Source organism: Kitasatospora sp. NPDC059146 (genome assembly GCF_042786665.1).
GTDB lineage: Bacteria > Actinomycetota > Actinomycetes > Streptomycetales > Streptomycetaceae > Kitasatospora.
Genome location: NZ_JBHZCY010000134.1, coordinates 1 through 26241, shown reverse-complemented (window position 1 = coordinate 26241; position 26241 = coordinate 1). Strand labels below are relative to the sequence as shown.

Here is a 26241-nt window from a genome sequence, read left to right as displayed (position 1 = left end):
GGGACCGCTCACAGACCCCGCCGCCGGCCCGGCCCCGCCCCCGGGACCGGCAGCACACCCCCGCACCCGGCGGACGGCCCGGCACGGCACGGCAGCGGTTGCTGCGGCAGCGGCTGGTCGTCTTCGTCACCGTGACGATCGGCGTCGCACTGGCCATCGCGGCGGCGCAGGGCTGCGAGAACCGGAGCAACCAGGGGGCGCGACCGGCGGTCGGGCAAAGCGCGACGGCCGGTACGGGTGGCGGCGGCGGTGGTGGCGGCGAACTGGCCGTGCCCGGGAGTTCCGTGGACGTCGCACCGCAGGCCTCGGCGACCCCGCTCCCAACCCCGCTCCCGGCCGCCGCGCGCGGCACCGCGGACAGTGCGTTGGCGCCCGCGCAGGGTCCCGGTCCCGTGGTGGACTGGCCCAACCGCAGCTACCCCGACGCGGCGGGCGGGCCGGCCGTCACCTTGAAAGACGGGCGCTCGGTGGGCGGCGGGCCGCAGATCGCGCTGAGCGCCGTCCTGCCCGCCCGGTACAAGGGGCAGCCGGCCACGGTCGTGGTGCTGCGGCGGGTGGAGGGATCGGCGCCGGTCGACCTCGTCCAGCTCTACACCTTCGCCGGGGACTCACCCGTGGCCACCACCTCCCGGACCTCCACCGCCGACCCGCAGGCCACCGCCGCCTGGCGCCTGGACGGCAGCGCCGTCGTCCGTGAGGAACGCGTGGCCGCCACCGGCGCGATCATCTCCACCCGCTACACCGCGCGGGCCGACGGCACCCTCGACGAGTCCTGGCCCGGCGCCGGCGCCTCCGGCGGCACCGGCCTCACCACCCCTCCCCCGGCCGCCGCCCCGGCCCCACCCACCGCCCCGACGGGCTGAGCGAGCGAGCTGGCACAGGAAGTCGGGCTGGCCGACTTCTGGCGCCTCGCCCTGTGCCAGGGGCGTGATGTGGACGGCACAGCCCAGGCGGCGGGCAGCGGGCGCGTCGGCGTCGAGCACTGGAAGTCGGGTCGGCCGACTTCTGGTGCGGCGGTGGGGCTGCGGGCTCAGGGTGCGCAGCTGACCGGGTGGTCCCGCGGCGAGCGGAGCGGCTTCCGGCACAGCAGCGGCGACATCGGGCCTGGAAAAGACCGCGCAGGAAGTCGGGTCGGCCGACTTCTGGCGCACGGTGGGGCTTGGTGGGCAGCTGCGGGCGAGCGTAAGAAGTCGAGCAGGGCGGCCGTTCGTGCTGCGGTCTGGCGATAAGGGCCCAGTCGCGAGGTAGCCTGCGCGGCTCAGGTGGCGGGCGTCAGAAGTCGGGCCCGCCGACTTCTAGCGCCAGCCGGAGGCGGGGTCGCCGGGCGAGCGGCGGGGGTCAGGCCCGTCGACTTCCGGCGCAGGCACCGGGCTTGAGCAGGTGAAAGAGCCCCCGCCGCCGCACCAGAAGTCGGGCGGGCCGACTTCTGGGGCCCGGCGGGGGTTGGTGGGCAGCCCGAGGCGTTGGCGGCGGGCGGGCGCGAGAGGTTGAGCAGGGCCGCAGTGGTGAGGTAGCCGACGCGGTACAGGCGGCGGGCATCAGAAGTCGGGCTCGCCGACTTCTGGTGCCGGCCCGCCGGGCGAACGGCGGAGGTCGGGGCTGCTGACTTTCGGCGCAGGCAACGGGTCTTGAGCAGGTGCAAGAGCTTCCGGGGGCGCAGCAGAAGTCGAACCGGCCGACTTCTGGTGCCGGCCAAAGGTGGCACCAGGTTCGCCGGGTGAGCGGCCTGTGGCGGGGCGACCTCTGGGGTCAGGGGGTGGTGACGGCGTAGAAGGCTACGGCGGCGGCGGCGCCGACGTTGAGGGAGTCGATGCCGTGGGCCATGGGGATGCGGACCGGGTGGTGGGCGGCGGCGATGGCGCGGGGGGTGAGGCCGTCGCCTTCGGCGCCGAGGAGGAGGGCGGTCCTGGGGAGGGTGTGCGGGGCGAGGGTGGCGAGGTCGACGGCGGTGTCGGCGGGGGTGAGGGCGAGGAGGGTGAAGCCGGCGTCGCGGACGGTGTCGAGGGCGGCGGGCCAGGGGTCGAGGCGGGCGTACGGAACCGCGAAGACGGCGCCCATGGAGACCTTGACCGCGCGGCGGTACAGCGGGTCGGCGCAGTCGGGTGAGAGCAGGACGGCGTCCATGCCGAGGGCGGCGGCGCTGCGGAAGATGGCGCCGAGGTTGGTGTGGTCGACCAGGCCTTCGAGCACGGCGACCCGGCGGGCCCCGGTGAGCAGGTCGGCGGCGTCCGGGAGGGGCTTGCGCTCCATCGAGGCGAGGGCGCCGCGGTGGACGTGGTAGCCGGTGACGGCTTCGGCCAGGCCGGGTTCGACGACGTGGACCGGGGCGTCGGCCTCGGCGATGACGTCGGCCATCACGTCGAGCCACTTGGCGGTCAGCAGCATCGACCGCATCCGGTAGCCGGCCGCGAGGGCGCGGCGGATGACCTTCTCCCCCTCCGCGATGAACAGGCCCTCGGCGGGTTCGCGGCGGCGGCGCAGTTCGACGTCGGTCAGGCCGGTGTAGTCGGCGAGGCGCGGGTCGGCCGGGTCGGTGATGGTGCTGGGTTCGGACACCCTGTGATCTTGCCAAGCCGGGACGGGGAAGGCCAAACGGCGGAGGTGACGGGGTGGTCCCAGGCTACTCGGAGTGCAAATATGACGGTATGGCCCGAAATCCGGGCCGATCCTGGGCTCCGTCGGCCTCTGGTGCCACCGGCGACGCCGGCTCCCCCGGTGGGCGCCCACACGGTCGGCTAGAGCTGCCACGCGCGAAGCGGTCGAGACCGGACCGGCACTGGTCGGTGGCCGGACAGGTGTTCGCGCTGCAGATCCTGATCGTGCTGCTGCTGGTCGCGGGGGCCGCGGTGGCGCTGGTGGTGCAGTCGCACAACGACGCCGACCACGAGGCGAGCAACCGGTCGGTGGCGGTCGCCCAGGCCTTCGCCAACTCACCGGGCATGGTGGACGCGCTGCGCTCCCCCGATCCGACCGCGATCCTCCAGCCGAAGGCGCAGTCCGCGCGGATCTCCTCGGGTGTGGACTTCATCGTGGTGCTGAACAACCAGGGCATCCGCTACACCCACCCCAATCCGGCCCGGATCGGCCAGAAGTTCATCGGCACGTACGAGCCGGCGCTGCACGGCCAGGTGGTGACCCAGCACCTCACCGGCACGCTGGGCCCGCTGGTGCAGGCGGTCGTCCCGGTGTACGCGCCGGACGGCTCGGTGGTCGGGCTGGTCTCGGCGGGGGTCACCCTGAGCAACGTGTCCACCGCGAGCGAGCGCCAGCTGCCGCTGGTGCTGGGCGCGGCGGCGGGCGCGATAGGGCTGGCCACGCTGGGGACGGCGCTGATCAGCCGGCGGCTGCGGCGGCAGACGCACGGGCTGGGCCCGGTCGAGATGACCCGGATGTACGAGCACCACGCGGCGGTGCTGCACGCGGTGCGCGAGGGCGTGATGATCGTCGGCGGGGACGGGCGGCTGCTGCTCTGCAACGACGAGGCGCGCCGGCTGCTGGACCTGCCGCCGGACGCCGAGGGCCGCCCGGTGACCGAGCTGGGCCTGGAGCCCGCGCCGCTGGAGCTGCTGACCGCCGACCGGCCGGTGAGCGACGAGGTGGTGCTGGCCGGGGAGCGGCTGCTCGCCGTGAACGTACGGCTGACCGACCGGGACGGCGGCCCGCCCGGCTGCGTCGCCACGCTGCGCGACTCCACCGAGCTGATGGCGCTGACCGGCCGGGCAGAGGGCGCGCAGCGGCGGTTGCGGCTGCTGTACGACGCCGGGCTGACGGTGGGCAGTTCGCTGGACGTGACCCGGACGGCGGAGGAGCTCGCGCAGGTCGCGGTGCCGCGGTTCGCGGACTTCGTCACGGTGGACCTGGCCGAGCAGGTCCTGGCGGGCGAGGAACCCCCGTCGGTCGGCACGCTGGGCCGGATGCACCGCACCGCGCTCGCCGGGATCAGGGACGACGCGCCGTTCCACCCGGTGGGGACGGTCCTGGAGGTGGTGCCGGCCACCCCGCTGGCCGGGGCGCTGCACAGCGGCGCGCCCGGGCTGGAGCCGCGGCTGGCCGAGGCGCGGGGCTGGCGGGAGCAGGACCCGGAACGCTCGGCGCGGGTGCTGGCGTACGGGGTGCACTCGCTGGTGCGGGTGCCGCTGCGGGCGCGCGGGGTGCTGCTGGGGGTGGTGCGGTTCTGGCGGGCGGACCGGGCCGAGCCGTTCGAGCCGGAGGACCTGACACTGGCCGAGGAACTGGTGGCGCACGCGGCGGTGTGCATCGACAACGCCCGGCGCTACACCCGGGAGCACGAGATGGCGGTGACCCTCCAGCACAGCCTGCTGCCGCGGAGCCTGCCCGAGCAGAGCGCGCTGGAGGTGGCGCACCGCTACCTGCCGGCCCAGGCCGGGGTGGGCGGGGACTGGTTCGACGTGATCCCGCTGCCGGGCGCCCGGGTGGCGCTGGTGGTCGGCGACGTGGTCGGGCACGGGCTGCACGCGGCGGCGACGATGGGGCGGCTGCGCACGGCGATCCACAACTTCTCGACGCTGGACCTGCCGCCGGACGAGCTGCTGGGCCATCTGGACGAACTGGTGAACCGGATCGACCAGGAGGAGGCGGGCGGCGCCGGAAGCGCCGGGCTGACCGGGGCGACCTGCCTGTACGCGATCTACGACCCGGTGTCCCGGCGCTGCACCCTGGCCGGGGCCGGGCACCCGCCGCCGGCCGTGGTGGACCCCCAGGGCCGGGTGACGTACCCGGAGCTGCCGACCGGGCCGCCGCTGGGGCTGGCGGTGCTGCCGTTCGAGACCGTCGAACTGGAGCTGGCCGAGGGCAGTCGGCTGGTGCTGTACACGGACGGGCTGGTGGAGGACCGCGAGCGGGACATCGACGAGGGCCTGGAGCTGCTGCGGACGACGCTGGGCGGGCCGCCGCGGACGCCCGAGCAGACCTGCGCGGACGTGCTCGGGGCGATGCTGCCGGCGCACCCGCAGGACGACATCGCGCTGCTGGTGGCGGAGACCAGGGTGCTGGCGCCGGACCGGGTCGCGCAGTGGGAGGTGCCGGCCGACCCGGCGGCGGTGGGTGCCGTCCGGGCGCAGGTGGCCCGGCGGCTGGCCGACTGGGGGCTGGACGAGGCGGCGTTCGTCACCGAGCTGATCCTGAGCGAGCTGGTGACCAACGCGATCCGGTACGGCTCCGGGCCGATCCGGGTGCGGCTGCTCCGCGACCGCTCGCTGATCTGCGAGGTGTCGGACGGCAGCAGCACCTCGCCGCACCTGCGGTACGCGGCGACCGAGGACGAGGGCGGGCGCGGGCTGTTCCTGGTCGCGCAGTTCGCGGACCGCTGGGGGACGCGCTACACGGCGACCGGGAAGGTCATCTGGACGGAGCAGCCGTTGGAGTAGGAAGTCGGCCGGGCCGACTTCCCGCTCCGTGGGCCTGCTACCGCTGGAAGGCGGCGGCCAGGACGTTGACCACGTCGCCGACCACGATGACCGCCGGGGGCTTGACGCCCTCGGCCTCGACCACGGCGGCGACCGTGGCCAGGGTGGCGTCCACCCGGCGCTGGGCGGCGGTGGTGCCCTCCTGGACGATCGCGACCGGGGTGTCGGCCGGGCGGCCGTGCTCGACCAGCGTGGCGGCGATGGCGCCGATCTTGTCCACGGCCATCAGCAGCACCAGGGTGCCGCTCATCCCCGCGACGGCCGTCCAGTTGGTGACCGAGCGCGGGTCGTCCGGGCCGACGTGGCCGGAGACCACGGTGAACTCCTGGGTCAGGCCGCGGTGGGTGACCGGGATGCCGGCCGACTCCGGGACGCTGATCGAGCTGGAGATCCCGGGCACCACGGTGACCGGGATGCCCGCCTCGGCGCAGGCCAGCAGCTCCTCGCCGCCGCGGCCGAAGACGTACGGGTCGCCGCCCTTGAGCCGGACCACGAACTTCCCGGCCTTGGCGTGGTCGATCAGCGCCTGGTTGATCGCCTCCTGGGCCATCTGGCGCCCGTAGGGGATCTTGGCGGCGTCGATCACCTCGACGTGCTCGGGCAGTTCGGCGAGCAGCTCGCGCGGGGCGAGGCGGTCGGCGACCACCACGTCGGCGTCGGCGAGCAGCCGGCGGCCGCGCACGGTGATCAGGTCCGGGTCGCCCGGGCCGCCGCCGACCAGGGCGACGCCGGCGCCGCGGGTGCGGTACGAGCGGGCGGCCAGCGAGCCGTCCCGCAGACCGCCGACGACGGCGTCGCGCAGGGCGGCGGAGTGGCGCGGGTCGCCGGTGAGCACCGCGACGGTGGCGCCGCCGTCACGGCCGCTGGCCGGGGTCCAGGCGGAGGCGGCGGAGGCGTCGTCGCTGCGGGAGCAGAACACCCGCTCGCGCTCGGCCTCGGCGCTGATCGCCGTGTTGACCGCCGGGTCGTCGGTGGCCACCAGGGCGTACCAGGCCCCGGCCAGGTCGCCGTCCGCGTACGGGCGGGCGTGCCAGGTCAGCTCGCCCGCGTCCGCCATGGCCTGGACGGCCGGGGTGGTGGCGGGGGATATCAGGTGCAGGTCGGCGCCGGAGGCGATCAGAGCGGGCAACCGCCGCTGCGCGACCTGTCCGCCGCCGACCACGACGACGCGACGGCCGGCCAGCAGCAGGCCCACCGGGTAGGGGGTCAGGCCCTCGGTGCTGGGGTGCGGGGTGGGCGCGCTCATCGGCGGTGCTCCTGATCGGGATGAGGGTGTGGGGAAGTACGGAGATACGCCGCTCCGCGGGCCGGCGCGCCCTCGGGCCGGTCCGCGGAGCGGTGAGGTGGTGCGTCAGGCCTTCTCGGTGACCCCGGCGGAGTCGAAGGTGGCTACATCGTGCATCGCGCGGGCCGCACTCTGCACCAGCGGCAGCGCCAGCAGGGCACCGGTGCCCTCGCCGAGCCGCAGGTCCAGGTCGATCAGCGGACGCAGGCCGAGCTTCGCCAGCGCGGCCTGGTGGCCGGGCTCGGCGGAGCGGTGCCCGGCGATGCAGGCGGCCAGCACCTCGGGGGCGATCGCCTTGGCGACCAGCGCGGCCGAACCGGCGATCACGCCGTCCAGCACCACCGGGGTGCGCAGCGAGGCGGCGCCCAGCAGGAAGCCGGCGATGGCCGCGTGCTCCAGGCCGCCGACGGCGGAGAGGACGCCGATCGGGTCGTTCGGGTCGGGCTGGTGGAGGGCCAGCGCGGCGCGGATGACCTCGACCTTGCGGGCGTGGGTCTCGTCGTCGATGCCGGTGCCGCGGCCGGTGACCTCGGCCGGGTCGAGGCCGGTGAACACCGAGATCAGGGCGGCCGAGGCGGTGGTGTTGGCGATGCCCATGTCGCCGGTGACCAGCGCCTTGTTGCCCGCCGCGACCAGGTCGCGGGCGGTCTCGATGCCGACCTCGATGGCCTGGAGGGCCTCCTCGCGGGTCATCGCCGGGCCCTGGGTCATGTCGTCGGTGCCGGGCTTGACCTTGCGCGGCAGCAGGCCGGTGGCCCGGCCCTGCTGGACGGCCTGCGGCAGCTCGGCGGCGACGCCGACGTCCACGACGCAGACCTCGGTGCCGATCTGCTTGGCGAAGGAGTTGATCACCGCTCCCCCGGCCAGGAAGTTGCCGACCATCTGGGCGGTCACCTCCTGCGGCCACGGGGTGACGCCCTGGGCGTGCACGCCGTGGTCGCCCGCGAAGATCGCCACGCAGGCGGGCTCGGGGATCGGCGGCGGGCACTTGCGGGAGAGGCCGGACAGCTGGGCGGAGATGATCTCCAGCATGCCGAGCGAGCCGGCCGGCTTGGTCATCCGCTTCTGGCGGTCCCAGGCCTCGCCGAGCGCCTTGGCGTCCAGCGGGCGGATCCCGCGCAGGGTGTCGGCGAGCAGGTTCTGCGGCTCCTCGCCGGGCAGCGCGCGGTTGCCGTACTGCTCCTCGTGCACCACCCAGGCGAGCGGGCGCTTCTTGGCCCAGCCCTGCTGCTCCAGCTCCGGCTCGTCCGGGAACTCGTCGACGAAGCCGACGCACAGGTAGGCGACGACCTCCAGGTGCTCGGGCAGGCCGAGCTCGCGGACCAGCTCCTCGTCGTCGAAGAAGCTCACCCAGCCGACGCCCAGGCCCTCGGCACGGGCGGCCAGCCAGAGGTTCTCGACGGCCAGCGCGGCCGAGTACGGGGCCATCTGCGGCTGGGTGTGCCGGCCCAGGGTGTGCCGGCCGCCGCGGGTGCGGTCGGCGGTGACCACGATGTTCACCGGGGTGTCGAGGATCGCCTCGATCTTGATCTCCCGGAACTGCTTGGCCCGGCCCTTCGGCAGCGAGTCCGCGTACGCCTCGCGCTGGCGCTCGGCCAGGGCGTGCATCTTCCGACGGGTCTTCGCCGAGCGGATGACCACGAAGTCCCAGGGCTGGGAGTAGCCGACGCTGGGCGCGGTGTGGGCCGCCTCCAGGACGCGGATCAGCACCTCGTGCGGGATCGGGTCGGGGCGGAAGCCGTTGCGGATGTCGCGGCGCTCGCGGATCACCTGGTGGACGGCGTCGCGGCCGGCGTCGTCGTAGCCGGGGGCGGCGGGGCCGCGGGGCTCGGCGGGCTCGGCGGGCTGCTCGTCCTCGGCGGCCGGGGCGTCGGTCGGCTCGACGGCTGCCTCGGGCTGCTGCTCGGCCGACGGCTGGTCGGCCTGCGGCTGCTCGGTGGCGGCCGGGGCCTCGGGCTGCGGCTCCTCGGTGGCCTGGGCCTCCGGCTGCTCGGCGGCGGGGGCCTCCTCCTGGACGGCCTCCGGTCCGGCGGCGACGGGCTCGACCTGCGGCTGCTCGGCCCCGGGCTGCTCGGCCTGCTCCGGCTGCGGCTGCTCGGCGGCCGGGGCCCCGGCGGGCTGCTCGACGACCTCGGCGGTCTCGGCGGTCCCGGCGGTCTCGGGGACCACGCCGACCGGCTGTTCGGTGACCTCGGTGACCTGCTCGGGGACGGGCTGCTGCGCGGCCTCGGGAGAGACAGCCTCGGCGGGCTGCACGGCCTCGGCGGCGGCCTGCTCGACGGTCGGCTGCTCGGTCTGCTCCGGCTGCCCGGGGACCGGCTCGGCCGGGGTCTCCGCGGCCGGCTCGGCCGGGACGGCCTCCGACTGCGGCTGCTCGGCCTGCTCCGAGTGCTCCGGCTGCTCGGCGGTCGGCTCGGCACCGACGGCCTCGACAGTGACGGCCTCGGCCTGGACCGGCTCGGTGGCGGGCTCCTGCTCGGCAGCCTCGGCGACGACCTGACCGGAGGGCATCTCCCCCGTACCGGCGGCGGTTTCGGCCACCGGCTCCGCGACGACCGCCTGCGCGGCCTCGGCGGGCTGCCCGGCCTCCTGGACCGCCTCGACGGCCTCGACGGCCGGAGCCTGCTCGACGGCAGGGGCCTGCTCGGCGGCCTGCGGCGCGTCGGCGGCCGCTATGGGGACGGTCTGCTCCTGGACCGCCGCGACGGCCGCCGGGGCCTGCTGGGCCGCCTCGACCTTGGGCAGGCCGTGCGGGGTCGGCGCGGCGAGGAAGGCGGAGATCCGGCGCGGCTGACCGGCCGGGGCGGCGGCCTCGGCCGACTCGACGGGCGCGGCGGACTCGCCGGCACCTTCGACGGCCACGACCTCGACGGCGGCACCTTCGACCGCGGCGGTCTCCACGACGGGGGTCTCCACGGCCGGGGCGTCGACGAGCACCGTCTCGACCGCGGGGCTCTCCACCGCGACCGCCTCGGCGGCCGGCTGAGCGACGGTCTCCGCCGCGACCGGCTCGACCACGACGGCCGGGTCAGGCTGGACGGCCTCGGCGGCCGGCTGGACCGGAACGCCCTCGGCGGGCGGTGCGGCCAGGACGGCGTCCGGGGTCCCGACGACCTCGATCACCTCGATCGCACCGATCGCCTCGACCGCCATCAGGCCCTCGACCGGCGGCGAGGCCAGCGGCACCTGCTGGTAGCCCTGGGCCTGGGCGGCCTGGTGAACCTCCGGCCCGCCCTCGACCGTGGAGGGAGTCGGCGGCACCGGCGCGGCGGGCGCCACCGGGGCGGCCTGCGGCACGGCGCCGGGAGCCTGCGCGACGGGCTCGCCCATCGGCGGCCGGCCGACGACCGGGATGCCGTGCGCGGGCGTGCCGCCCAGCGACGGGCCGCGGTCGGCCAGCGAACGGACCGGCACCTGGCCGGTCATCAGCGAGGGGTCCGGGATCGGCGGGCCGGCGTGCAGCGGGCGCCGCGGCTGCTGAGCCTGCGTCATCGGCTGCTGCGGGTACGGCTGCGCCTGGGCGCCCTGCGCCGGCGGCTGCTGGAACTGCTCGCCGCCGAGCACGGGCGGGTCGACCGGCGGCCAGGAGGGCTCGACCGGGGTGCCGTCCGGCTGCGCGAACGGGGCCTGCTCGGCGCCCCAGGAGCCCTGCGGGCCGGGCATCAGCAGGACGTCGTCCTCGTCGTCCAGCCCGTCCGGCTGGTCGACGAAGTGGAAGGCCGGGCGCTGGGCGCCCTGGTCGACGGCCCAGCCGTCCCCCGGGGCGGCCGGGGCCGGCACGCCGGAGGCGGTGAAGTTCGGCTGGCCCTGCGGCGGGATCACGCCCGCGCCGGGGGGCACCGCGCCCGGCAGGCCGCCGAGCGGCGCCGCCGGGTTGGGGATCACGCCGCTGTCGGTCGCGACGCCCTGCAGAGGTGCAACGCCCGCGACGCCCTCCGGTCCGCCGAGCGGGTCGGGCCCGGCGTGCAGGTGCTCCGGCAGTCCCTCGCCCGGGACGTGGCCGCCATCGGTCATTGTCAAAGCTCCTTCCAGGCCGCTGCCGCGCCCCTTGGCGACGCGATCCACCGACCGCAGCGCCCATCCGCACGGGCCGGGCCTGCACCGACCCGCCCCTCAACCACACGTGGCCGCCGCGCCGTGGCGCTGCGGCCCAAGTCCTTCCGGCGCGCTGCGGCACCCCGGCCCGGGCACCGCCGGTGAAGGCGGTGCACCATCTGAGTCAACGACAACCCGGAGCAACCGGCACGACCGCACCGGACCCTACGGCATTCTCCAGGTCCGGCACGCGGCCCGTCGAATTGCCCACACTCCGAGCGGAACCGGATTGCACCACGTCAAAAAGGTGACAAACCGACCGAATCGGGTGGGTCGTCGGCGGATGGAACCGCCTGGGACGCCACACTACCGGCCCGGCGCGGTGACCTCTCGAATCGGTGTCCGGATGCGACCTGGATCACCGCGCGGTGGGTCCGGCGGCCCCGGCCCGCACCCGAGGCCTTCACACGATCTGCTCACCCCAGAGCAGCAGTGCACCGCCCGCGCCCGCCCCGAGCGCCAGTGCGCCGCCCTCCTCGCCGGCCCGCAGCGGGGTCGACTGCAGCAGCGCGCCGTCCGCGCGGTAGCCGGCCCCGACGATGGCCCGGTGGACCTCCTCGGCCTCGGCGAAGGTCCGGGCCAGCGCCACGAAGCGCTCCGGTCTGCGGGCCAGCACCGCGCGCACCACGTCCAGGCCGCCGGACTCCACCACCGCCGCGTCGGGCTCCGGGAGTCCGCCCAGCACCTCCGGCCCCTGCCCGTACACCGTCTCCACCTCGACCCCGTAGCGGCGGGCGTTGACGGTGAGCCGGGCACAGGCCGAGCGGGAGGCCTCGACCGCGACCACGGCGGCACCGAACCGGGCCGCCTCCACCGCGAGGGCGCCGCTGCCCGCGCCGACCGACCAGACCAGGTCGCCGGGACGTGCACCCAGACGGGCCAGCACCAGGGCGCGCACGTGCGCGGGCAGTGCCTCCGACGCGCCCGGCTCGCCCTCCGTGCGCCCGGCGCCCGCGTAGGCGTCGCCGGGGAGCGCCCAGCCGCGTTCCGCGCCGGGGTAGCCCAGCGGGCGCCCCGCCAGCCAGCCGGCCGCCTCGCCGACCGCGCCGGCCTGGGCGCCGCCGCCGATCACCAGCACCACGTTGGGGTCGCGCCAGACGTGGTCGGCGATCCGGTCGGAGGTGAGGACGGTGACGTCCTCCTCCGGGGTGCCGAGGGCCTCGCAGACCACGAAGGTCCGGTGCACCCCGCGCAGCATCAGGGCGAGTTCGCCCGGACCGGCGCCCGGGGCGGTGAGCACGGCGACCTTGGGGTGGGCGCGGCAGATGTTGGCGGCGCGGCGCAGCCGGCCGCCGTGGGCGCTGACCACCTGGGCGTCCTCCCAGGGCATCCCGGCCCGGGCGAAGGCGGTGGCGACGGAGGAGACGGCGGGCAGGACTTCGAGTTCGAGGCCGAACTCGGGGCGGCGCAGGGTGCGCACCACGCCGAAGAAGCCCGGGTCGCCCTCGGCGACCACGACGGCGGCGCCGCGGTGCTCGGCGATCGTGCGGGCGGCCTGCTGGATGTTGCCGAGGGCGATCCGCTCGGCGTCCTCCGGCACCGGGAGGGCGTCCAGTTGGTAGGAGGCTCCGGCGACCAGGGTCGCCGCGGCGAGGGCCGCGCCGGCGGCCTCGGTCAGTGGCGTGCCGTCCCACCCGATGACCGTGATCCGGTCAGCCATCTGCGGCCGTTCTCCCTCGACTCGTTGCGCGACTCCTCGCGCGGCTCGTCGCGCCGGCTGTGCGGCGCCGGTGGAGAGGCTACCGGGTACCGTCCCCCTGAGGTCGACAACTCGCACACATGTCCGCGCCGCGGGGGTGACCAGCGGGGAAGGGCGTGGCGGATCAGTCGCGCAGCACGTAGCGGTGGTCGCCGTGCCAGCCGTCGCGGTGCAGTTCGGGCGACTCCAGGTCCTCCGGGAGGAGGCTCCACAGGATCAGGTCGCTGCGGGTCTCCGCGACGAGCTCCCCGGACTCGCCGCGGACTATCCAGGCGCTGCGCAGCACGCCCTCGCTGATGCCGCCGATCTTCTGGGCGACCTGCTGGGCGGCGGTGTTCCCGGCGGCGGTGCGCAGTTCCAGGCGCAGGAAGTCGCGGTCCTCGAACAGCCACTGGGCGACGCCGAGGACGGCCTCCGGGGCGTAGCCCTCGCCGCGGGCCCAGGCGGCGGTGACGTAGGAGATCTCGGTGCTGCGCAGCCGCCAGTCGGTGTTGCGCAGTTCGACCAGGCCGACCAGGCGCTGGGTGAGGTGCTCGGTGACGGCGAAGACGATGCCGCGGCCGTGGGCGCGGTGGGCGGGGGCGAGGGTGCGGGCGAGCTCGGTCGCGTACTCCTCGGTGAAGGGGTGCGGGAGGTCGGTCCAGGCGAGTACGAGGTCGTCGGCCATCATGGTGGCCAGCCCCGGGGCGTCGTCCTCCGCAAGGGGCCGCAGCAGCAGCCGTTCGGTGCTGATGGCGGTCTCGGGGAAGCTCGCTGCCATGCCGTCTCTCCTCGCCGGGTCGTGAACACAACACCGTACGCCTCCGTCGCGCCCCGGTTGCCATGCGGTGCGCCGCGCGCACGACGGTACGTCAGAACCCGGTCTGCCGTGGTGTCCCTGGTGCATACTGCCCGACCGGGCCCCCGCCGAGGTGCGGCGGGGGCCCGGTCGGGCGTCACAAGGTATGACCGTACGACGATCAGATCGTTCAGAAGGCCGGGATGACCGAACCCTGGAACGTGTCGTTGATGTACTTCTTGACCTCGTCGGAGTGCAGCAGCTCGGCCAGCTTCTTCACCCGCGGGTCGTTCTCCTTGCCCTTCTTGACGGCGATGATGTTGGCGTACGGGTTGCCCTCGGCCTTCTCCAGCACCAGCGCGTCGGTGGCCGGCTTGAGGCCCGAGTCGAGCGCGTAGTTGCCGTTGATCACGGCGGCGTCGAGGTCGGCGATGGAGCGGGGCAGCTGGGCCGCCTCCAGCTCCTTCCACTTGAAGTTCTTCGGGTTGGCCGTCACGTCCGCCGGGGTGGCGGCGGTGCCGGCGCCGTCCTTGAGGGTGATCAGCTTGTTGTCGGCGAGCAGCTTGAGCGCGCGGCCCTCGTTGGTGGCGTCGTTGGGCAGGCCGATGGTGGCGCCGGACGGCAGGTCGCCGATCGACTTGACCTTCTTGGAGTAGACGCCGAGCGGCTCCAGGTGGACCGGCTCGACCGGGACGATGTCCGTGCCGTTCTTCTTGTTGAAGTCGTCCAGGTACGGGACGTGCTGGAAGTAGTTGACGTCGGCCGAACCGTCCTGCACCGCCGTGTTGGGGGTCACGTAGTCGGTGACCTCCTTGATGTCGAGCTTGAGGCCCGCCTTGGCCGCGAGGTTGTCCTGGACGAACTTGAGGATCTGCGCGTGCGGGGTCGGGCTGGCCACGACCTTGAGCGGTGCGTTCGGGTCCGAGGAGGAGGAGCCCGAGCTGCCGCAGGCGGCCAGGGACAGGGCGAGGCCGGCGGTGGCGAGGACACTGGAGAACTTCAGAACGTTGCGCACGAAAAGTGCCTTTCTGCGTGGTGCGGGGAGCCGCGTCCGGAGGTCGGACGAGGGAGGTCTAGGAGGCGACGAGGTCCTCGTCGGGGGTGGTGGCCCGCGGGCGGAGCAGGCGGGTGCGTCCGCCGCCGCGGCCCCGGTCGCCGAGCCGGCGCACGGCGTAGTCGCCGGCCAGCTGGATCACCGTGACGATGATCGCGATCTCGGCCACGATGATCCACATGAAGGTGGTCTCGAAGCGCAGGTAGCCGTAGCGGTAGGCGAGGTCGCCGAGGCCACCGCCGCCGACCGTGCCGGCCATCGCGGAGTAGCCGATCAGGGCGATCACCGTGGTGGTGACGGAGGCCACGATGCCGGGCAGCGCCTCGGGCACGAGCGTCTTGCGCACCAGCGTCCAGGTGCTGCCGCCCATCGCCTGCACCGCCTCGATCAGGCCGCGGTCGACCTCCCGGACGTTGGTCTCCACCAGCCGGGCGAAGAACGGGATGGCGCCGACCGTCAGCGGCACGGTCGCCGCCTGCCAGCCGAGGGAGTTGCCGGTCAGCCAGCGGGTGAAGGAGATCAGCGCGATCATCAGGATGATGAACGGCAGCGACCGGGCCAGGTTCACCACGGCGCCGAGCACCTTGTTCACCGGCTGGTTCTGCAGCGCCCCGCCCTTGGAGGTGAGCACCAGCAGCACCCCGAGCGGCAGGCCGAGCACGACCGTGCAGAGGGTCGCGACACCGACCATCTGGAAGGTCTCCTGGGTGGCCGGCCACATCAGGTCCTGCATCTGGTCCCAGCTCAGGCCGCTCATGCCACCGCTCCGTTCGCCCTGCCGTTGCCGTCCGAACCGATCAGGGCCACTTGCAGGCCCTGCTCGCGCAGGTAGCCGATCGGCACCACGTTGTCCTGGTGGCCGCCGGGCAGCTCGACCCGCATCCGGCCGACCATCCGGCCCGCGATCGTCTCCACGGCGGCGCCGAGGATGTTGATGTCGATCTGGTAGGTGCGGGCCAGCTGGGAGACGAAGGGCTGCGCCGGGGCGTCGCCCTGGAAGGTGATCTCCAGCACGGTCGTACCGGGGTGGCCGGTGCCGAACTCGCTCAGCGGGAACAGCTCGCGGGCCAGCTCGGAGCCGGGCTCCGCCAGCAGGTCGGTCAGCTCGCCGGACTCCACCACCCGGCCGCCGCGCATCAGGGCGGCGGAGTCGCAGACGGACTTGATGACGTCCATCTCGTGGGTGATCAGCAGGACCGTCAGGCCCAGCTGCTGGTTGAGGTCGCGCAGCAGCTTGAGGATCGAGCGGGTGGTCTCCGGGTCGAGGGCCGAGGTGGCCTCGTCGGAGAGCAGCACCTTGGGGTCGCCGGCCAGGGCGCGGGCGATGCCCACCCGCTGCTTCTGGCCGCCGGAGAGCTGGTTGGGGTAGCTGCGGGCCTTGTCGCCGAGGCCGACCAGGTCGAGCAGCTCGGCGGCCTTGCGGCGGCGCTGGGTGCGGTCCAGGCCGATGATCTCCAGCGGCAGCTCGACGTTCTGCTGCACCGTACGGGAGGAGAGCAGGTTGAAGTGCTGGAAGACCATGCCGATCCGGCGGCGCGCCTCGCGCAGGTCCTTGCCGGCCCGGTTCTCCCCGCCGGACAGCGCCGTCAGGTCGACCCCGTCCACGGTGACCGTGCCGGAGGTCGGGCGCTCCAGCATGTTCACGCAGCGGATGAGGGTGGACTTGCCGGCACCGCTGGTGCCGACGACTCCGTAGACCTCGCCCGGGCGGACGTGCAGGTCGACGCCGGCGAGGGCGGTCACCTCGCGGCCTCGGGAACGGTAGACCTTCGTCAGGTCCGTGGTGGTGATCACAGGTGCTTCCGTGGGTCGGGGGCGGGCGGCGGTGTCCACCGGCCGACCGGGTCGCGGTCGGCGGTGTCCTGCGACGCCCCGCCAGGGGGATCCGGACCTGCCACCCCTTGATCGTGGCCGTAGAACGACCGGGCCGCGCGACGGCGTGGCCCTAACGAGTCATCGACGGCCGCGGGTGGGCGGGCACGCCGGAAGGGAGGGTTCCGGGAGGAGGGCGCGCTCGCACGGGCGGGAGCGACGCCGGATTCTCGCTTCGGGGCGCGAGGGGGAGGCACCCTCGACGGGGTGCCCGGGGGCGGTGGCCCTCAGCAGTGACACATTCGACGGCACATGGCACGCTCACCTGCCGGCAGCGTGCCGGTGGGGGTCCAGTTCGTCGTCGCAGTCATGTGAGCCAGTAAAACAGATGAGTCGTACAGCGCCCAATTGTTCGACAGGGCTGTCCGCATTGCGGACACGACCCGCGCGGAGCTGGGGGGATACGACTCGACGCCGCCACCGGGGCGTCCGGATGGTGGCGGCGTCGAGGTTGCCGGGGCGGGCGGAGCTCAGGCGGTCGCGGCCAGCGAGGTCTCGGCCAGCGGGGTCGCGGCGGACTTCTCCAGGTGGACGAAGCTCAGCCGGCTGGTCACCCGCTCGACGGCGGTCTGCCGGTAGCCCTGGCGGGCGTAGAGCCGCAGGTTGCCGAGGCTCCGGTGCCCGGTGAACAGCCGGTAGGCCGTCACCGGGTGGGGCGCCTCGGCCATCCGGCGCTCCAGCGCGTCCAGCAGCCGGCCGCCCAGGCCGTGCCGCTGCATCCGGGGGTGGACCACCAGACGCCCTATCCGGCCGATGCCCTCGGCGTCGACGTGGCCGCGGACGGCGCCCACCACCTCGTCGCCCAGCCGGGCGACCAGGACGTGCTGCTCGGTCAGTTCGGCTCGCAGACTCTCCAGGCTCTGGGTCAGGGGCTCGATCGCCCAGTCGCCGTACAGCTCCGCCTCGGGCTGGTAGCCCAGGTACTGGAGCTTGAGGATCTGCTCCGCGTCCTCGGCCGCAGCGGCCGAGATGATCACGCTCATGCCCATGTGGAGGGGCCTCCCCAGTCGTCGTGCCCGGCGCGCAGAGGGTGGCGCGCTCACGCTCAGTATCCGAGCGTATGCGCCACCGTCAAGAGTGACGTTCGCCAGCGTGCTACCCGGGTGTCAGGTTCCCTCAACCTTCGGCGGGGCAGACGTGGCCAGGGTCACGCCGCGCTGGGGGGTGGAGCGAGCGACCGGTGACGGGCGGTGAGCGGCGGGAGCGGATGTGGGGCGCCCGGGTGAGGCGGGCCCCCGGTCAGGGGTAGCGCTCGGCGTGCAGCAGGAGGCGCAGACAGGCCAGGCAGCGGGACCGGGTGGGGCCGATCGAGCCGCGCGGCATGCCGAGGCGCTCGGAGAGCTCCCGGTAGGTGGGCGGCGGATCCTCGGCGAGGGCGGCGATCAGCTCCGGGCAGCGGCCGGGCAGGGCGGCGACGGTCTCGCGGACCACGCGGCGGCGCTGCTCGGCGAGGTAGACGTCCTCGGCCGAGGGGACGGGAGAAAGGGGGGTGCACACACCGTGCATGACGGGCCCGGGCGGGGCCGGTTACGCCCGGACCGGGGCGCGCACGCGGGAGGGGCGCGACGGTCGGACCGCCGCGCCCCTCCCGCGCTGCTCCAGGGGTCAGCCCTGGGGCTGGGCCCACTCCTGCTGCCGCGCCAGGTCCGCCTTCACCTCGGCGAGCTGGACCGCGACGGCCGAGGGGGCGGTGCCGCCGCGCCCGTCGCGGGCGGCGATGGCGCCGTGCACGCTGAGCACCGTGCGGACCTCGGGGGTCAGGTGCTCGGAGATCGCGGCGAACTGCTCGTCGGTCAGGTCGGACAGTTCGATGCCCTGGGCCTCGCAGGCCTTGACACAGGCTCCGGCCACCTCGTGCGCGACCCGGAACGGCACGCCCTGCTTGACCAGCCACTCGGCGATGTCGGTGGCGAGCGAGAAACCGGCCGGGGCCAGCTCCTCCAGCCGCTCCCGGTGCACCGTCAGGGTGGCCATCATCCCGGTGAACGCGGGCAGCAGCACCTCCAGGGTGTCGCAGGAGTCGAAGACCGGCTCCTTGTCCTCCTGGAGGTCCCGGTTGTAGGCGAGCGGCAGCGCCTTGAGGGTGGCGAGCAGGCCGGTGAGGTTGCCGATCAGGCGGCCGGACTTGCCGCGGGCGAGCTCGGCGATGTCCGGGTTCTTCTTCTGCGGCATGATCGAGGAGCCGGTGGAGAAGGCGTCGTGCAGGGTGATGAAGCCGAACTCCTTGGTGTTCCAGATGATCACCTCCTCCGCGATCCGGGAGAGGTTGATCCCGATCATCGCGGTGACGAAGGCGAACTCGGCGACGAAGTCGCGCGAGGCGGTGCCGTCGATGGAGTTGCCGACCGAGCCGCCCTCGAAGCCGAGGTCGGCGGCGACGGCCTGCGGGTCGAGGCCGAGCGAGGAGCCGGCCAGCGCGCCGGAGCCGTACGGGGAGACGGCGGTGCGGGCGTCCCACTGGCGCAGCCGCTCGGCGTCCCGGCCGAGGGCCTGCACGTGCGCGAGGACGTGGTGGGCGAAGAGCACCGGCTGGGCGTGCTGGAGGTGGGTGCGGCCGGGCATCGCGGTGTCCGGGTGCGCCTCGGCCAGGCCGACCAGGGCGCCCTGGAGGTCGAGCAGCAGGCCGCCGATGGTCCTGGCGTGGTCGCGCAGGTACATCCGGAACAGGGTGGCGATCTGGTCGTTGCGCGAGCGCCCGGCCCGCAGCTTGCCGCCGAGGTCGGCGCCGAGGCGCTCCAGCAGCCCCCGCTCCAGGGCGGTGTGGACGTCCTCGTCGGCGACGGTGCCGACGAAGGTCCCGGCCTCGACGTCGGCGAGCAGCCGGTCGAGGCCGGCCAGCATGCCGGCCAGCTCCTCGTCGGAGAGCAGGCCCGCCTTGTGCAGCACCCGGGCGTGGGCCTTGGAGCCGGCGATGTCGTAGGGGGCGAGCCGCCAGTCGAAGTGGACCGAGGCGGAGAGCCTGGCCAGCGCCTCGGACGGGCCGTCGGCGAAGCGCGCGCCCCAGAGGCGGACGTCGGAGGACTGCTGGGCGGTCATCGCGGTGGCTCCTTCACACATGTGCAGTGGGTGGCATAAGTATGCATCACTCCGTATGGAACACAAAACCCCGGTCGAAGGGGATCCTTCGACCGGGGCTGTGGTTGCCGGGGCTGTGGCTGCCGCGGCCCTACTGCGCCTTGGCCTGGGCGAGTTGCATGAGGTGGTCGGCCAGCGCCTGGCCGCCCGCCGGGTCCCGGCTGATCAGCAGCACGGTGTCGTCGCCCGCGATGGTGCCGATGATCTCGAAGACCTCGGCCTGGTCGATCGCCGAGGCGAGGAACTGCGCGGCGCCCGGCGGGGTGCGCAGCACGACCAGGTTGCCGGAGGCCGTCGCGGAGACCATCAGCTCGCCCGCCAGCCGGGCCATCCGGCCTTCGCTGGCCGACTCCCCCATCGGTGCGCGCGGGGTGCGGTCGCCGCCCTCGGCGGGGACGGCGTAGATCAGCGCGCCGTCCCGGTTGCGGATCTTGACCGCGCCCAGCTCGTCCAGGTCCCGGGAGAGGGTGGCCTGGGTGACCACGAGTCCGTCGTCGGCGAGCAGCTTGGCGAGCTGGCTCTGCGAACGCACGGGCTGGCGGGTGAGCAGGTCCACGATCCGCCGGTGGCGCGCGGTGCGGGTCTGCGGGACCTGCGGCGTCGGGCCGGCGGCGGAGCCGGAGCGGGAATCGGTCATGTGATTATTCTCCCGGACGATGGTCAACTCGCATCGGCCGGGGCGCTCTCGCGCACCGTTCGGAGGATCTCCGGCAGGGCCGCGAGGAAGGCGTCCGCCTCCTGCTCGCTCAGCACCAGCGGCGGCGCCAGCCGTACGGCGTCCGGGACGGCCGCGTTGACGAGGAAGCCCGCCTGCTGGGCGACCGCCTGGACCCGGGCCGAGAGCGGCCGGGTCAGCACGATGCCGAGCAGCAGTCCGGCCCCGCGCACGTGCGAGACCAGCGGGTCGCCGAGCGCCTCGACGCCGTGCCGCAGCCGGTCGCCGATCTTGCGGACGTGCTCCAGCAGGCCCTCGGACTCGATGGTGTCCAGCACCGCGAGCCCGGCCGCGGCGGCCACCGGGTTGCCGCCGAAGGTGGTGCCGTGCTGGCCCGGGGTGAGCAGCTCGGCGGCCGGGCCGAAGGCCAGCACCGCGCCCATCGGCAGGCCGCCGCCGAGCGCCTTGGCCAGGGTGACCACGTCCGGCTCGACGCCCTCGCAGGCCTGGTGGGCGTACCAGTACCCGGTCCGGCCGATGCCGGTCTGGATCTCGTCCAGGACCAGCAGGGTGCCGGTGGCCCGGGTGATCTCGCGGGCGGCCCTCAGGTAGCCGTCGGGCAGCGGGATCGCGCCGTTCTCGCCCTGGATCGGCTCCAGGAAGACGGCGGCGGTGTCGGTGGTGACGGCCGCGCGCAGCGCCTCGACGTCGCCGAACGGGACGTGGGTGACGTCACCGGGCAGCGGGCGGAACGGCGCCTGCTTGGCGGGCTGGCCGGTGAGCGCGAGGGCGCCCATGGTCCGGCCGTGGAAGGCGCCCTGGAGGGCGACCAGGTGGGTGCGGCCGGTCCGTCGGCTGATCTTGAAGGCGGCCTCGTTGGCCTCGGCGCCGGAGTTGCAGAAGAACACCCGGCCGCCCTCCCGGCCGTCCAGCGCCAGCAGCCGCTCGGCGAGCGCGATGGTCGGCTCGGCCATGAAGAGGTTGGAGACGTGGCCGAGGGTGGCGATCTGCCGGCTGACCGCCTCGACCACGGCCGGGTGGGCGGTGCCGAGGGCGTTGACGGCGATGCCGCCGAGCAGGTCGGTGTACTCCTTGCCGTCGGCGTCCCAGAGCTTGACGCCCTCGCCGCGCACCAGCGGGATCCGGGGGGTGCCGTAGTTGTCGGTGAAGGCGTGCTGCCACCGGTCGGTGAGCTGCTCGTTGTGCGTCATGCCAGTCCCCCGGTCACGGTCGGCTCGTCGTCCGGCACGACCATCGTGCCGATGCCCTCGTCGGTGAAGATCTCCAGCAGCAGGCTGTGCTGCACCCGGCCGTCCAGGACGCGGGCGGTGCCCACGCCGGAGCGGACGGCACGCAGGCAGCCCTCCATCTTGGGGAGCATGCCGCTGGCCAGGCCCGGCAGCAGTGCGTCCAGTTCGCTCGCGTTGAGCTGGCTGATCACGTCGTCGGAGTTCGGCCAGTCCTTGTACAGGCCCTCGACGTCGGTCAGCACCACCAGCATCTCGGCGCCGAGCGAGACCGCCAGGGCGGAGGCGGCGGTGTCGGCGTTGATGTTGTAGACGTGGCCGTCGGCACCGCGGGCGATCGAGGAGATGACCGGGATCCGGCCGTCGGCGATCAGTGCCTTCACGGCGCCGGCCTCGATGTTGACGATGTCGCCGACCAGGCCGATGTCGACCTGCTCGCCGTCCACCACGGCGTAGCGCTTGACCGCCGTCATGGTGTGGGCGTCCTCGCCGGTCATGCCGACGGCGAACGGGCCGTGCTCGTTGAGCAGGCCGACCAGCTCGCGCTGCACCTGGCCGGCCAGCACCATCCGGACCACGTCCATGGTCTCGGGGGTGGTGACCCGCAGGCCGTTGGTGAAGCTGGACTCCAGGCCCAGCCGGTCCAGTTGGGCGCTGATCTGCGGGCCGCCGCCGTGCACCACGACGGGGTGCAGTCCGGCGTAGCGGAGGAAGACGACGTCCTGGGCGAAGGCCGCCTTGAGGCTCTCGTCGACCATGGCGTTGCCGCCGAACTTGATCACGATGGTCTTGCCGTGGAAGCGCTCCAGCCAGGGCAGCGCCTCGATCAGCGTCATGGCCTTGGGCAACGCGGTGTTGTTGCGGGCCTGTTCGCCCTTGGGTGCGATCTGCACGGGTTTCCCTTGTCGGAACGGTCGTCGCGGTTCGGCGCTCGGCGGAGCGGCGGCTCAGCTGGAGTAGGCGCTGTTCTCGTGGACGTAGTCGGCGGTGAGGTCGTTGGTCCACAGCGAGGCGCTCGCCGTACCGGCGTTGAGGTTCGCGGTGATGACGACGTCACGGCCCTTCATGTCCACCAGGTCGCGGTCCTCGCCGACGCCGCCGTCCTGGCAGACCCAGACGCCGTTGATGGCGACGTCGAGCCGGTCCGGCTCGAAGGTGGCGGAGGTGGTGCCGATCGCGGACAGCACCCGGCCCCAGTTGGGGTCCTCGCCGTGGATGGCGCACTTGAGCAGGTTGTTGCGGCTGATCGTCCGGGCGACCTCGACGGCCTCGTCCTCGGTGGCCGCGCCGGTGACGTCGATCCGGATGTCCTTGCTGGCGCCCTCGGCGTCGCCGATCAGCTGGCGGGCCAGGTCGGCGCTGACGGTGCGGACGGCCTCGGCGAACTCGGCCGCGTCCGGGGCGGTGCCGGAGGCGCCGGAGGCCAGCAGCAGCACGGTGTCGTTGGTCGACATGCAGCCGTCGGAGTCGATCCGGTCGAAGGTGGTGCGGGTGGCGCCGCGCAGGGCGGCGTCCAGGGCGGCGCTGTCCAGGTCGGCGTCGGTGGTGAGCACGACCAGCATGGTGGCCAGGCTCGGGGCGAGCATGCCCGCGCCCTTGGCCATGCCGCCGACCGTCCAGCCCGCCGGGCTGGTGACCTGCGCGGTCTTGTGCACGGTGTCGGTGGTCTTGATGGCGATCGCGGCGGACTCGCCGCCGGTCTCGCTGAGCTCCCGGGCGGCCAGGGCGACACCGGGCAGCAGCACGTCCATCGGCAGCCGGACGCCGATCAGGCCGGTGGAGGCGACGGCGACCTCGCCGGCGCTGAGGTCCAGCTCGGCGGCGACCTTCTCCGCGGTGGCGTGGGTGTCCTGGAAGCCGGCCGGGCCGGTACAGGCGTTGGCACCACCGGAGTTGAGGACGACGGCGGAGACCCGGCCGCCCTTGAGGACCTGCTGGGACCAGAGCACGGGCGCGGCCTTGACCCGGTTGGCGGTGAAGACGCCGGCCGCGGCGTACGAGGGGCCGTCGTTGACCACCAGGGCGAGGTCCGGGGTGCCCGAGGCCTTGATGCCCGCGGTCACGCCGGCGGCCCGGAAGCCCTTGGCGGCGGTCACGCCGGTGTCGGGGGTGGTCACGGTGCGACTCCGTTCAGGGGAAGGCCCAGCTCCTCGGGCAGGCCGAGGGCGATGTTCATGCTCTGCACCGCGCCGCCCGCGGTGCCCTTGACCAGGTTGTCGATCGCGCTGATCGCGACGATCCGCCCGGCGGTGGCGTCCAGGGCGACCTGGACCAGGGCGGTGTTGGCGCCGTAGACGCTGCTGGTCTGCGGCCACTGCCCCTCGGGCAGCAGGTGGACGAAGGGCTCGTCGGCGAAGGCCTCGGCGTACGCGGCGCGCAGCTCCTCGGCGCTCACGCCCGGCTTGGCCTTGGCGGAGCAGGTGGCGAGGATGCCGCGCGGCATCGGGACGAGGGTGGGGGTGAAGGAGACGGTCAGCGGCTCGCCGGCCAGCGGGGTGAGGTTCTGCACCATCTCCGGGGTGTGCCGGTGCACGCCGCCGACGCCGTACGGGCTGACGCTGCCCATCACCTCGCTGCCCAGCAGGTGGGTCTTGGCGGCCTTGCCGGCGCCGGAGGTGCCGGAGGCGGCGACCACCACGGCCTCCGGCTCGGCGAGGCCGGCCGCGTAGGCCGGGAACAGCGCCAGGGAGACGGCCGTCGGGTAGCAGCCGGGCACGGCGATCCGGTTGCTGCCCTTCAACGCGTCGCGGTGGCCGGGGAGTTCGGGCAGGCCGTAGGGCCAGGTGCCGGCGTGGGCGGAGCCGTAGAACTGCTCCCAGTCGGCGGCGGCCTTGAGCCGGAAGTCGGCGCCGCAGTCGATCACCAGGACGTTCTGGCCGAGGGCCTCGGCGACGGCGGCGGACTGGCCGTGCGGCAGCGCCAGGAACACCACGTCGTGGTCGGCCAGCACCTCGGGGGTGGTGGGTTCGAGCACACGGTCGGCCAGCGGGATCAGGTGCGGCTGCAGCGCGCCGAGCCTGGTGCCCGCGTTCGAGCCGCCGGTCAGCGCCCCGATCTCCACCTCCGGGTGGCCGAGCAGCAGGCGCAGCACCTCACCGCCCGCGTACCCGCTCGCGCCGGCGACGGCGACTCGCAAAGCCATGGCTTCCTCCTTGGTCGTGGCATGAATATACGCGGGAGGGAAAATCCATGCAAGGCTGAGCCCGGCACCCCCGGGCTCCCCGCCGGTGCGACCGGCCCGGGCACCGGCGGACCGTGCCGCCGACGGCCCCCGGTCAGCGCTTCACGGCTCGCAGCACCACGAACTTCGGGTTCCCCGCGACGAGTTGGCAGTTGCCGAACAGCTTGCGCAGCTTGACGTGGTAGCCGAGGTGACGGTTGCCGACCACCCACAGCTCACCGCCGGGCCGCAGCGCCCGCCGGGCGCCGGTGAACATCCGCCAGGCGGTGGCGTCGGTGGTGGCCTGGTGGGAGTGGAACGGCGGGTTGTTGAGCACCAGGTCCACCGAGCCCGGGGCGAACACCGCCGGGTCGAGCGCGTCGGCGGTGCGGAACTCGGCCGGGGCGTCCGGGCCCAGGTTGGCGCGGAAGGTCTCCTCGGCGGAGGCCACCGCCTGGTGGGACTCGTCCACGAACACCAGCTCCGCGCCCGGCCCGGCCAGCGCGGCCGCGGTGCCGACCACGCCGTTGCCGCAGCCGAGGTCCACCACCCGGTCGCCCGGGGCGGGCGTGGGCAGGTGGGCCAGGAAGAACCGGGTGCCGATGTCGAGCCGTTCGGCACAGAACGTGCCCGCGTGGTTGACCACGGTGTGCCCGGCGGCGGGGCCGATGTCCGGCGGCAGCGCGTAGCGGTGCGGCCACGGGCTGGGGCCGGGGTCGAGCGCCGGGTCGGGGGTGCAGAAGATCAGCCGGGCCTTGCGGACGGCCAGCGAGGTGCGGGTCGGGCCGAGCACCTTCTCGAACAGCTGCAGGGTGGAGGTGTGGATCTCGGCGACCATGCCGGTGCCGATCACCACCGTGCCGGGGTGGAGGGCCGGGGCGAGCCGGTGCAGCTGGTCCTCCAGCAGGGCCAGGCTCTTGGGCACCCGCACCAGCAGGACGTCGATGCGCTCCGGCGGGGTGTCCCGGGTCGTGCGCAGCCGCTCCTCGTCGACGGCGGCGCCGGCCCGGGCGAGGTTCTCCCGGGTGGCCTGCCGGCCGAGGTGGGAGTCGCTGATCTGGACCGGTCCGTACGGTGCCAGCGCGGTGGCCAGCGCGCCCCAGCGGTCGCCGAGGACGGCGATCCGGCGGCCGGCCAGCTCGGTGGCGGCGCCGTCGGCGCTGTCGGCCTCGCCGGCGAGGTGGCGCAGCAGGTACTCGTCGGCGGCGTCCCAGGCCCGCAGCCGCTCGCGGGGGTCCGCGGGGAAGCGGGTGAGGTCGAGGGAGCCCCAGGGGGTCGCGAAGGCGGTGGCCGAGGGTGACGAAGCGGGCGTGGTCTGCGGATTCATCGTGTTCTCAGGCTATCCGAAGGTCCGCCGGGGAACGGTTTCGGGCAGATACTGGAAGAGCCCGACCGAGAGGGGTGAGGGCGATGGACTGGAAGCTCGAAGTCGTGGTGGTCCCGGTGTCGGACGTGGACCGCGCGAAGCTCTTCTACGAGGAGCAGGCCGGCTTCACCGTGGACCACGACACCCGCCTGCGCGACGGGGTCCGGGTGGTCCAGCTGACTCCCCCCGGCTCACGCTGCTCGATCGTGGTCGGCGCCGGGGTGATCGAGTCGCCGCCCGGCTCGGTGAAGGGCCTCCAACTGGTGGTGCCGGACATCGAGAAGGCCCACGCGGAGCTCACCGCGCGGGGCGTGGTGGTCAGCCCCGTCCAGCACTTCGTGGCCGGAGCCCGGGTGAACGGGCACGGCGAGGCCTGGAACAACTTCGTGTTCTTCAACGACCCGGACGGCAACGGCTGGGCCGTCCAGGAAGTCCCCCTCGCGGCCTAGGGCCTGTCCGGCGGATCTTGCCAGGCGCGCGACGCCGGGCATCCCGCCTGGACGCACGCCCGAATCGCCCAAGTACGTCC

19 protein-coding genes and 1 pseudogene are annotated in these 26241 nt (G+C 74.2%); 3 read left to right on the top strand and 17 right to left on the bottom strand.

What is annotated here, in order from left to right; genetic code table 11:
- Nucleotides 1-863 (top strand): annotated as a pseudogene (locus ACFXPX_RS36530) (hypothetical protein); the annotation flags it as partial.
- Between the two features lie 886 nt (nucleotides 864-1749).
- Here the strand turns inward: ACFXPX_RS36530 and ACFXPX_RS36525 are convergent.
- Entirely contained in the window at nucleotides 1750-2556 is an 807-nt protein-coding gene (locus ACFXPX_RS36525; RefSeq protein ID WP_375890939.1) for a TrmH family RNA methyltransferase, read from the bottom strand.
- Nucleotides 2557-2645: 89 nt separating this feature from the next.
- Between ACFXPX_RS36525 and ACFXPX_RS36520 the strand changes: the two genes are divergently transcribed.
- Nucleotides 2646-5387: a SpoIIE family protein phosphatase gene (locus tag ACFXPX_RS36520; RefSeq protein WP_375890937.1), complete on the top strand. Its 2742-nt coding sequence runs from the start codon at nucleotides 2646-2648 to the stop codon at nucleotides 5385-5387.
- Nucleotides 5388-5424: 37 nt separating this feature from the next.
- Here the strand turns inward: ACFXPX_RS36520 and cobA are convergent, their stop codons facing one another.
- From cobA to ACFXPX_RS36440, 16 genes are all read right to left on the bottom strand, one after another.
- Nucleotides 5425-6672 (bottom strand): uroporphyrinogen-III C-methyltransferase, encoded by a 1248-nt coding sequence (gene cobA / locus ACFXPX_RS36515; protein ID WP_375890936.1) that lies wholly within the window; start codon nucleotides 6670-6672, stop codon nucleotides 5425-5427.
- A 105-nt stretch (nucleotides 6673-6777) separates the two neighbouring features.
- Nucleotides 6778-10725, bottom strand: a complete 3948-nt coding sequence (cobT, locus tag ACFXPX_RS36510) for a nicotinate-nucleotide--dimethylbenzimidazole phosphoribosyltransferase (RefSeq protein ID WP_380644597.1) — start codon at nucleotides 10723-10725, stop codon at nucleotides 6778-6780.
- Between the two features lie 484 nt (nucleotides 10726-11209).
- On the bottom strand, nucleotides 11210-12466 hold the full coding sequence (gene cbiE, locus ACFXPX_RS36505) for a precorrin-6y C5,15-methyltransferase (decarboxylating) subunit CbiE (protein WP_375890933.1): 1257 nt from the start codon (nucleotides 12464-12466) through the stop codon (nucleotides 11210-11212).
- A 163-nt stretch (nucleotides 12467-12629) separates the two neighbouring features.
- Nucleotides 12630-13265, bottom strand: a complete 636-nt coding sequence (locus ACFXPX_RS36500; protein ID WP_375890931.1) for a GNAT family N-acetyltransferase — start codon at nucleotides 13263-13265, stop codon at nucleotides 12630-12632.
- Between the two features lie 208 nt (nucleotides 13266-13473).
- Nucleotides 13474-14298 (bottom strand): MetQ/NlpA family ABC transporter substrate-binding protein, encoded by an 825-nt coding sequence (locus ACFXPX_RS36495; protein ID WP_375890929.1) that lies wholly within the window; start codon nucleotides 14296-14298, stop codon nucleotides 13474-13476.
- 58 nt (nucleotides 14299-14356) lie between these two features.
- Nucleotides 14357-15085 carry a methionine ABC transporter permease gene (locus ACFXPX_RS36490; RefSeq protein ID WP_380408086.1) on the bottom strand — a complete coding sequence of 243 codons (729 nt, stop codon included), beginning with the start codon at nucleotides 15083-15085 and terminating at the stop codon, nucleotides 14357-14359.
- Between the two features lie 5 nt (nucleotides 15086-15090).
- Complete coding sequence (locus ACFXPX_RS36485; RefSeq protein ID WP_380644596.1) at nucleotides 15091-16131, bottom strand: methionine ABC transporter ATP-binding protein; 1041 nt, start codon at nucleotides 16129-16131, stop codon at nucleotides 15091-15093.
- Between the two features lie 548 nt (nucleotides 16132-16679).
- Nucleotides 16680-17198, bottom strand: coding sequence for a GNAT family N-acetyltransferase (locus ACFXPX_RS36480; RefSeq protein WP_380529865.1), 519 nt, complete (start codon nucleotides 17196-17198; stop codon nucleotides 16680-16682).
- Between the two features lie 250 nt (nucleotides 17199-17448).
- The gene (locus ACFXPX_RS36475) at nucleotides 17449-17706 is read right to left on the bottom strand and encodes a hypothetical protein (RefSeq protein WP_375890924.1); all 258 of its coding nucleotides are present in this window, start codon (nucleotides 17704-17706) and stop codon (nucleotides 17449-17451) included.
- Nucleotides 17707-17814: 108 nt separating this feature from the next.
- Nucleotides 17815-19245: an argininosuccinate lyase gene (argH, locus tag ACFXPX_RS36470; protein WP_375890922.1), complete on the bottom strand. Its 1431-nt coding sequence runs from the start codon at nucleotides 19243-19245 to the stop codon at nucleotides 17815-17817.
- Nucleotides 19246-19375: 130 nt separating this feature from the next.
- The gene (locus ACFXPX_RS36465; protein WP_375890920.1) at nucleotides 19376-19921 is read right to left on the bottom strand and encodes an arginine repressor; all 546 of its coding nucleotides are present in this window, start codon (nucleotides 19919-19921) and stop codon (nucleotides 19376-19378) included.
- 23 nt (nucleotides 19922-19944) lie between these two features.
- Nucleotides 19945-21150, bottom strand: a complete 1206-nt coding sequence (locus tag ACFXPX_RS36460) for an acetylornithine transaminase (protein WP_380529868.1) — start codon at nucleotides 21148-21150, stop codon at nucleotides 19945-19947.
- Nucleotides 21147-22022 carry an acetylglutamate kinase gene (argB, locus tag ACFXPX_RS36455; RefSeq protein WP_375890951.1) on the bottom strand — a complete coding sequence of 292 codons (876 nt, stop codon included), beginning with the start codon at nucleotides 22020-22022 and terminating at the stop codon, nucleotides 21147-21149. The genes ACFXPX_RS36460 and argB overlap by 4 nt, the downstream gene beginning before the upstream one ends.
- Before the next feature lie 111 nt (nucleotides 22023-22133).
- Nucleotides 22134-23282 (bottom strand): bifunctional glutamate N-acetyltransferase/amino-acid acetyltransferase ArgJ, encoded by a 1149-nt coding sequence (argJ, locus tag ACFXPX_RS36450; RefSeq protein ID WP_380529874.1) that lies wholly within the window; start codon nucleotides 23280-23282, stop codon nucleotides 22134-22136.
- Between the two features lie 17 nt (nucleotides 23283-23299).
- Nucleotides 23300-24328, bottom strand: a complete 1029-nt coding sequence (gene argC / locus ACFXPX_RS36445) for an N-acetyl-gamma-glutamyl-phosphate reductase (RefSeq protein ID WP_375890916.1) — start codon at nucleotides 24326-24328, stop codon at nucleotides 23300-23302.
- Nucleotides 24329-24461: 133 nt separating this feature from the next.
- Nucleotides 24462-25673, bottom strand: coding sequence for a methyltransferase (locus tag ACFXPX_RS36440; RefSeq protein ID WP_380644595.1), 1212 nt, complete (start codon nucleotides 25671-25673; stop codon nucleotides 24462-24464).
- An 83-nt stretch (nucleotides 25674-25756) separates the two neighbouring features.
- Between ACFXPX_RS36440 and ACFXPX_RS36435 the strand changes: the two genes are divergently transcribed.
- Entirely contained in the window at nucleotides 25757-26161 is a 405-nt protein-coding gene (locus ACFXPX_RS36435) for a VOC family protein (RefSeq protein WP_375890912.1), read from the top strand.
- The last annotated feature ends 80 nt before the right edge of the window (nucleotides 26162-26241 follow it).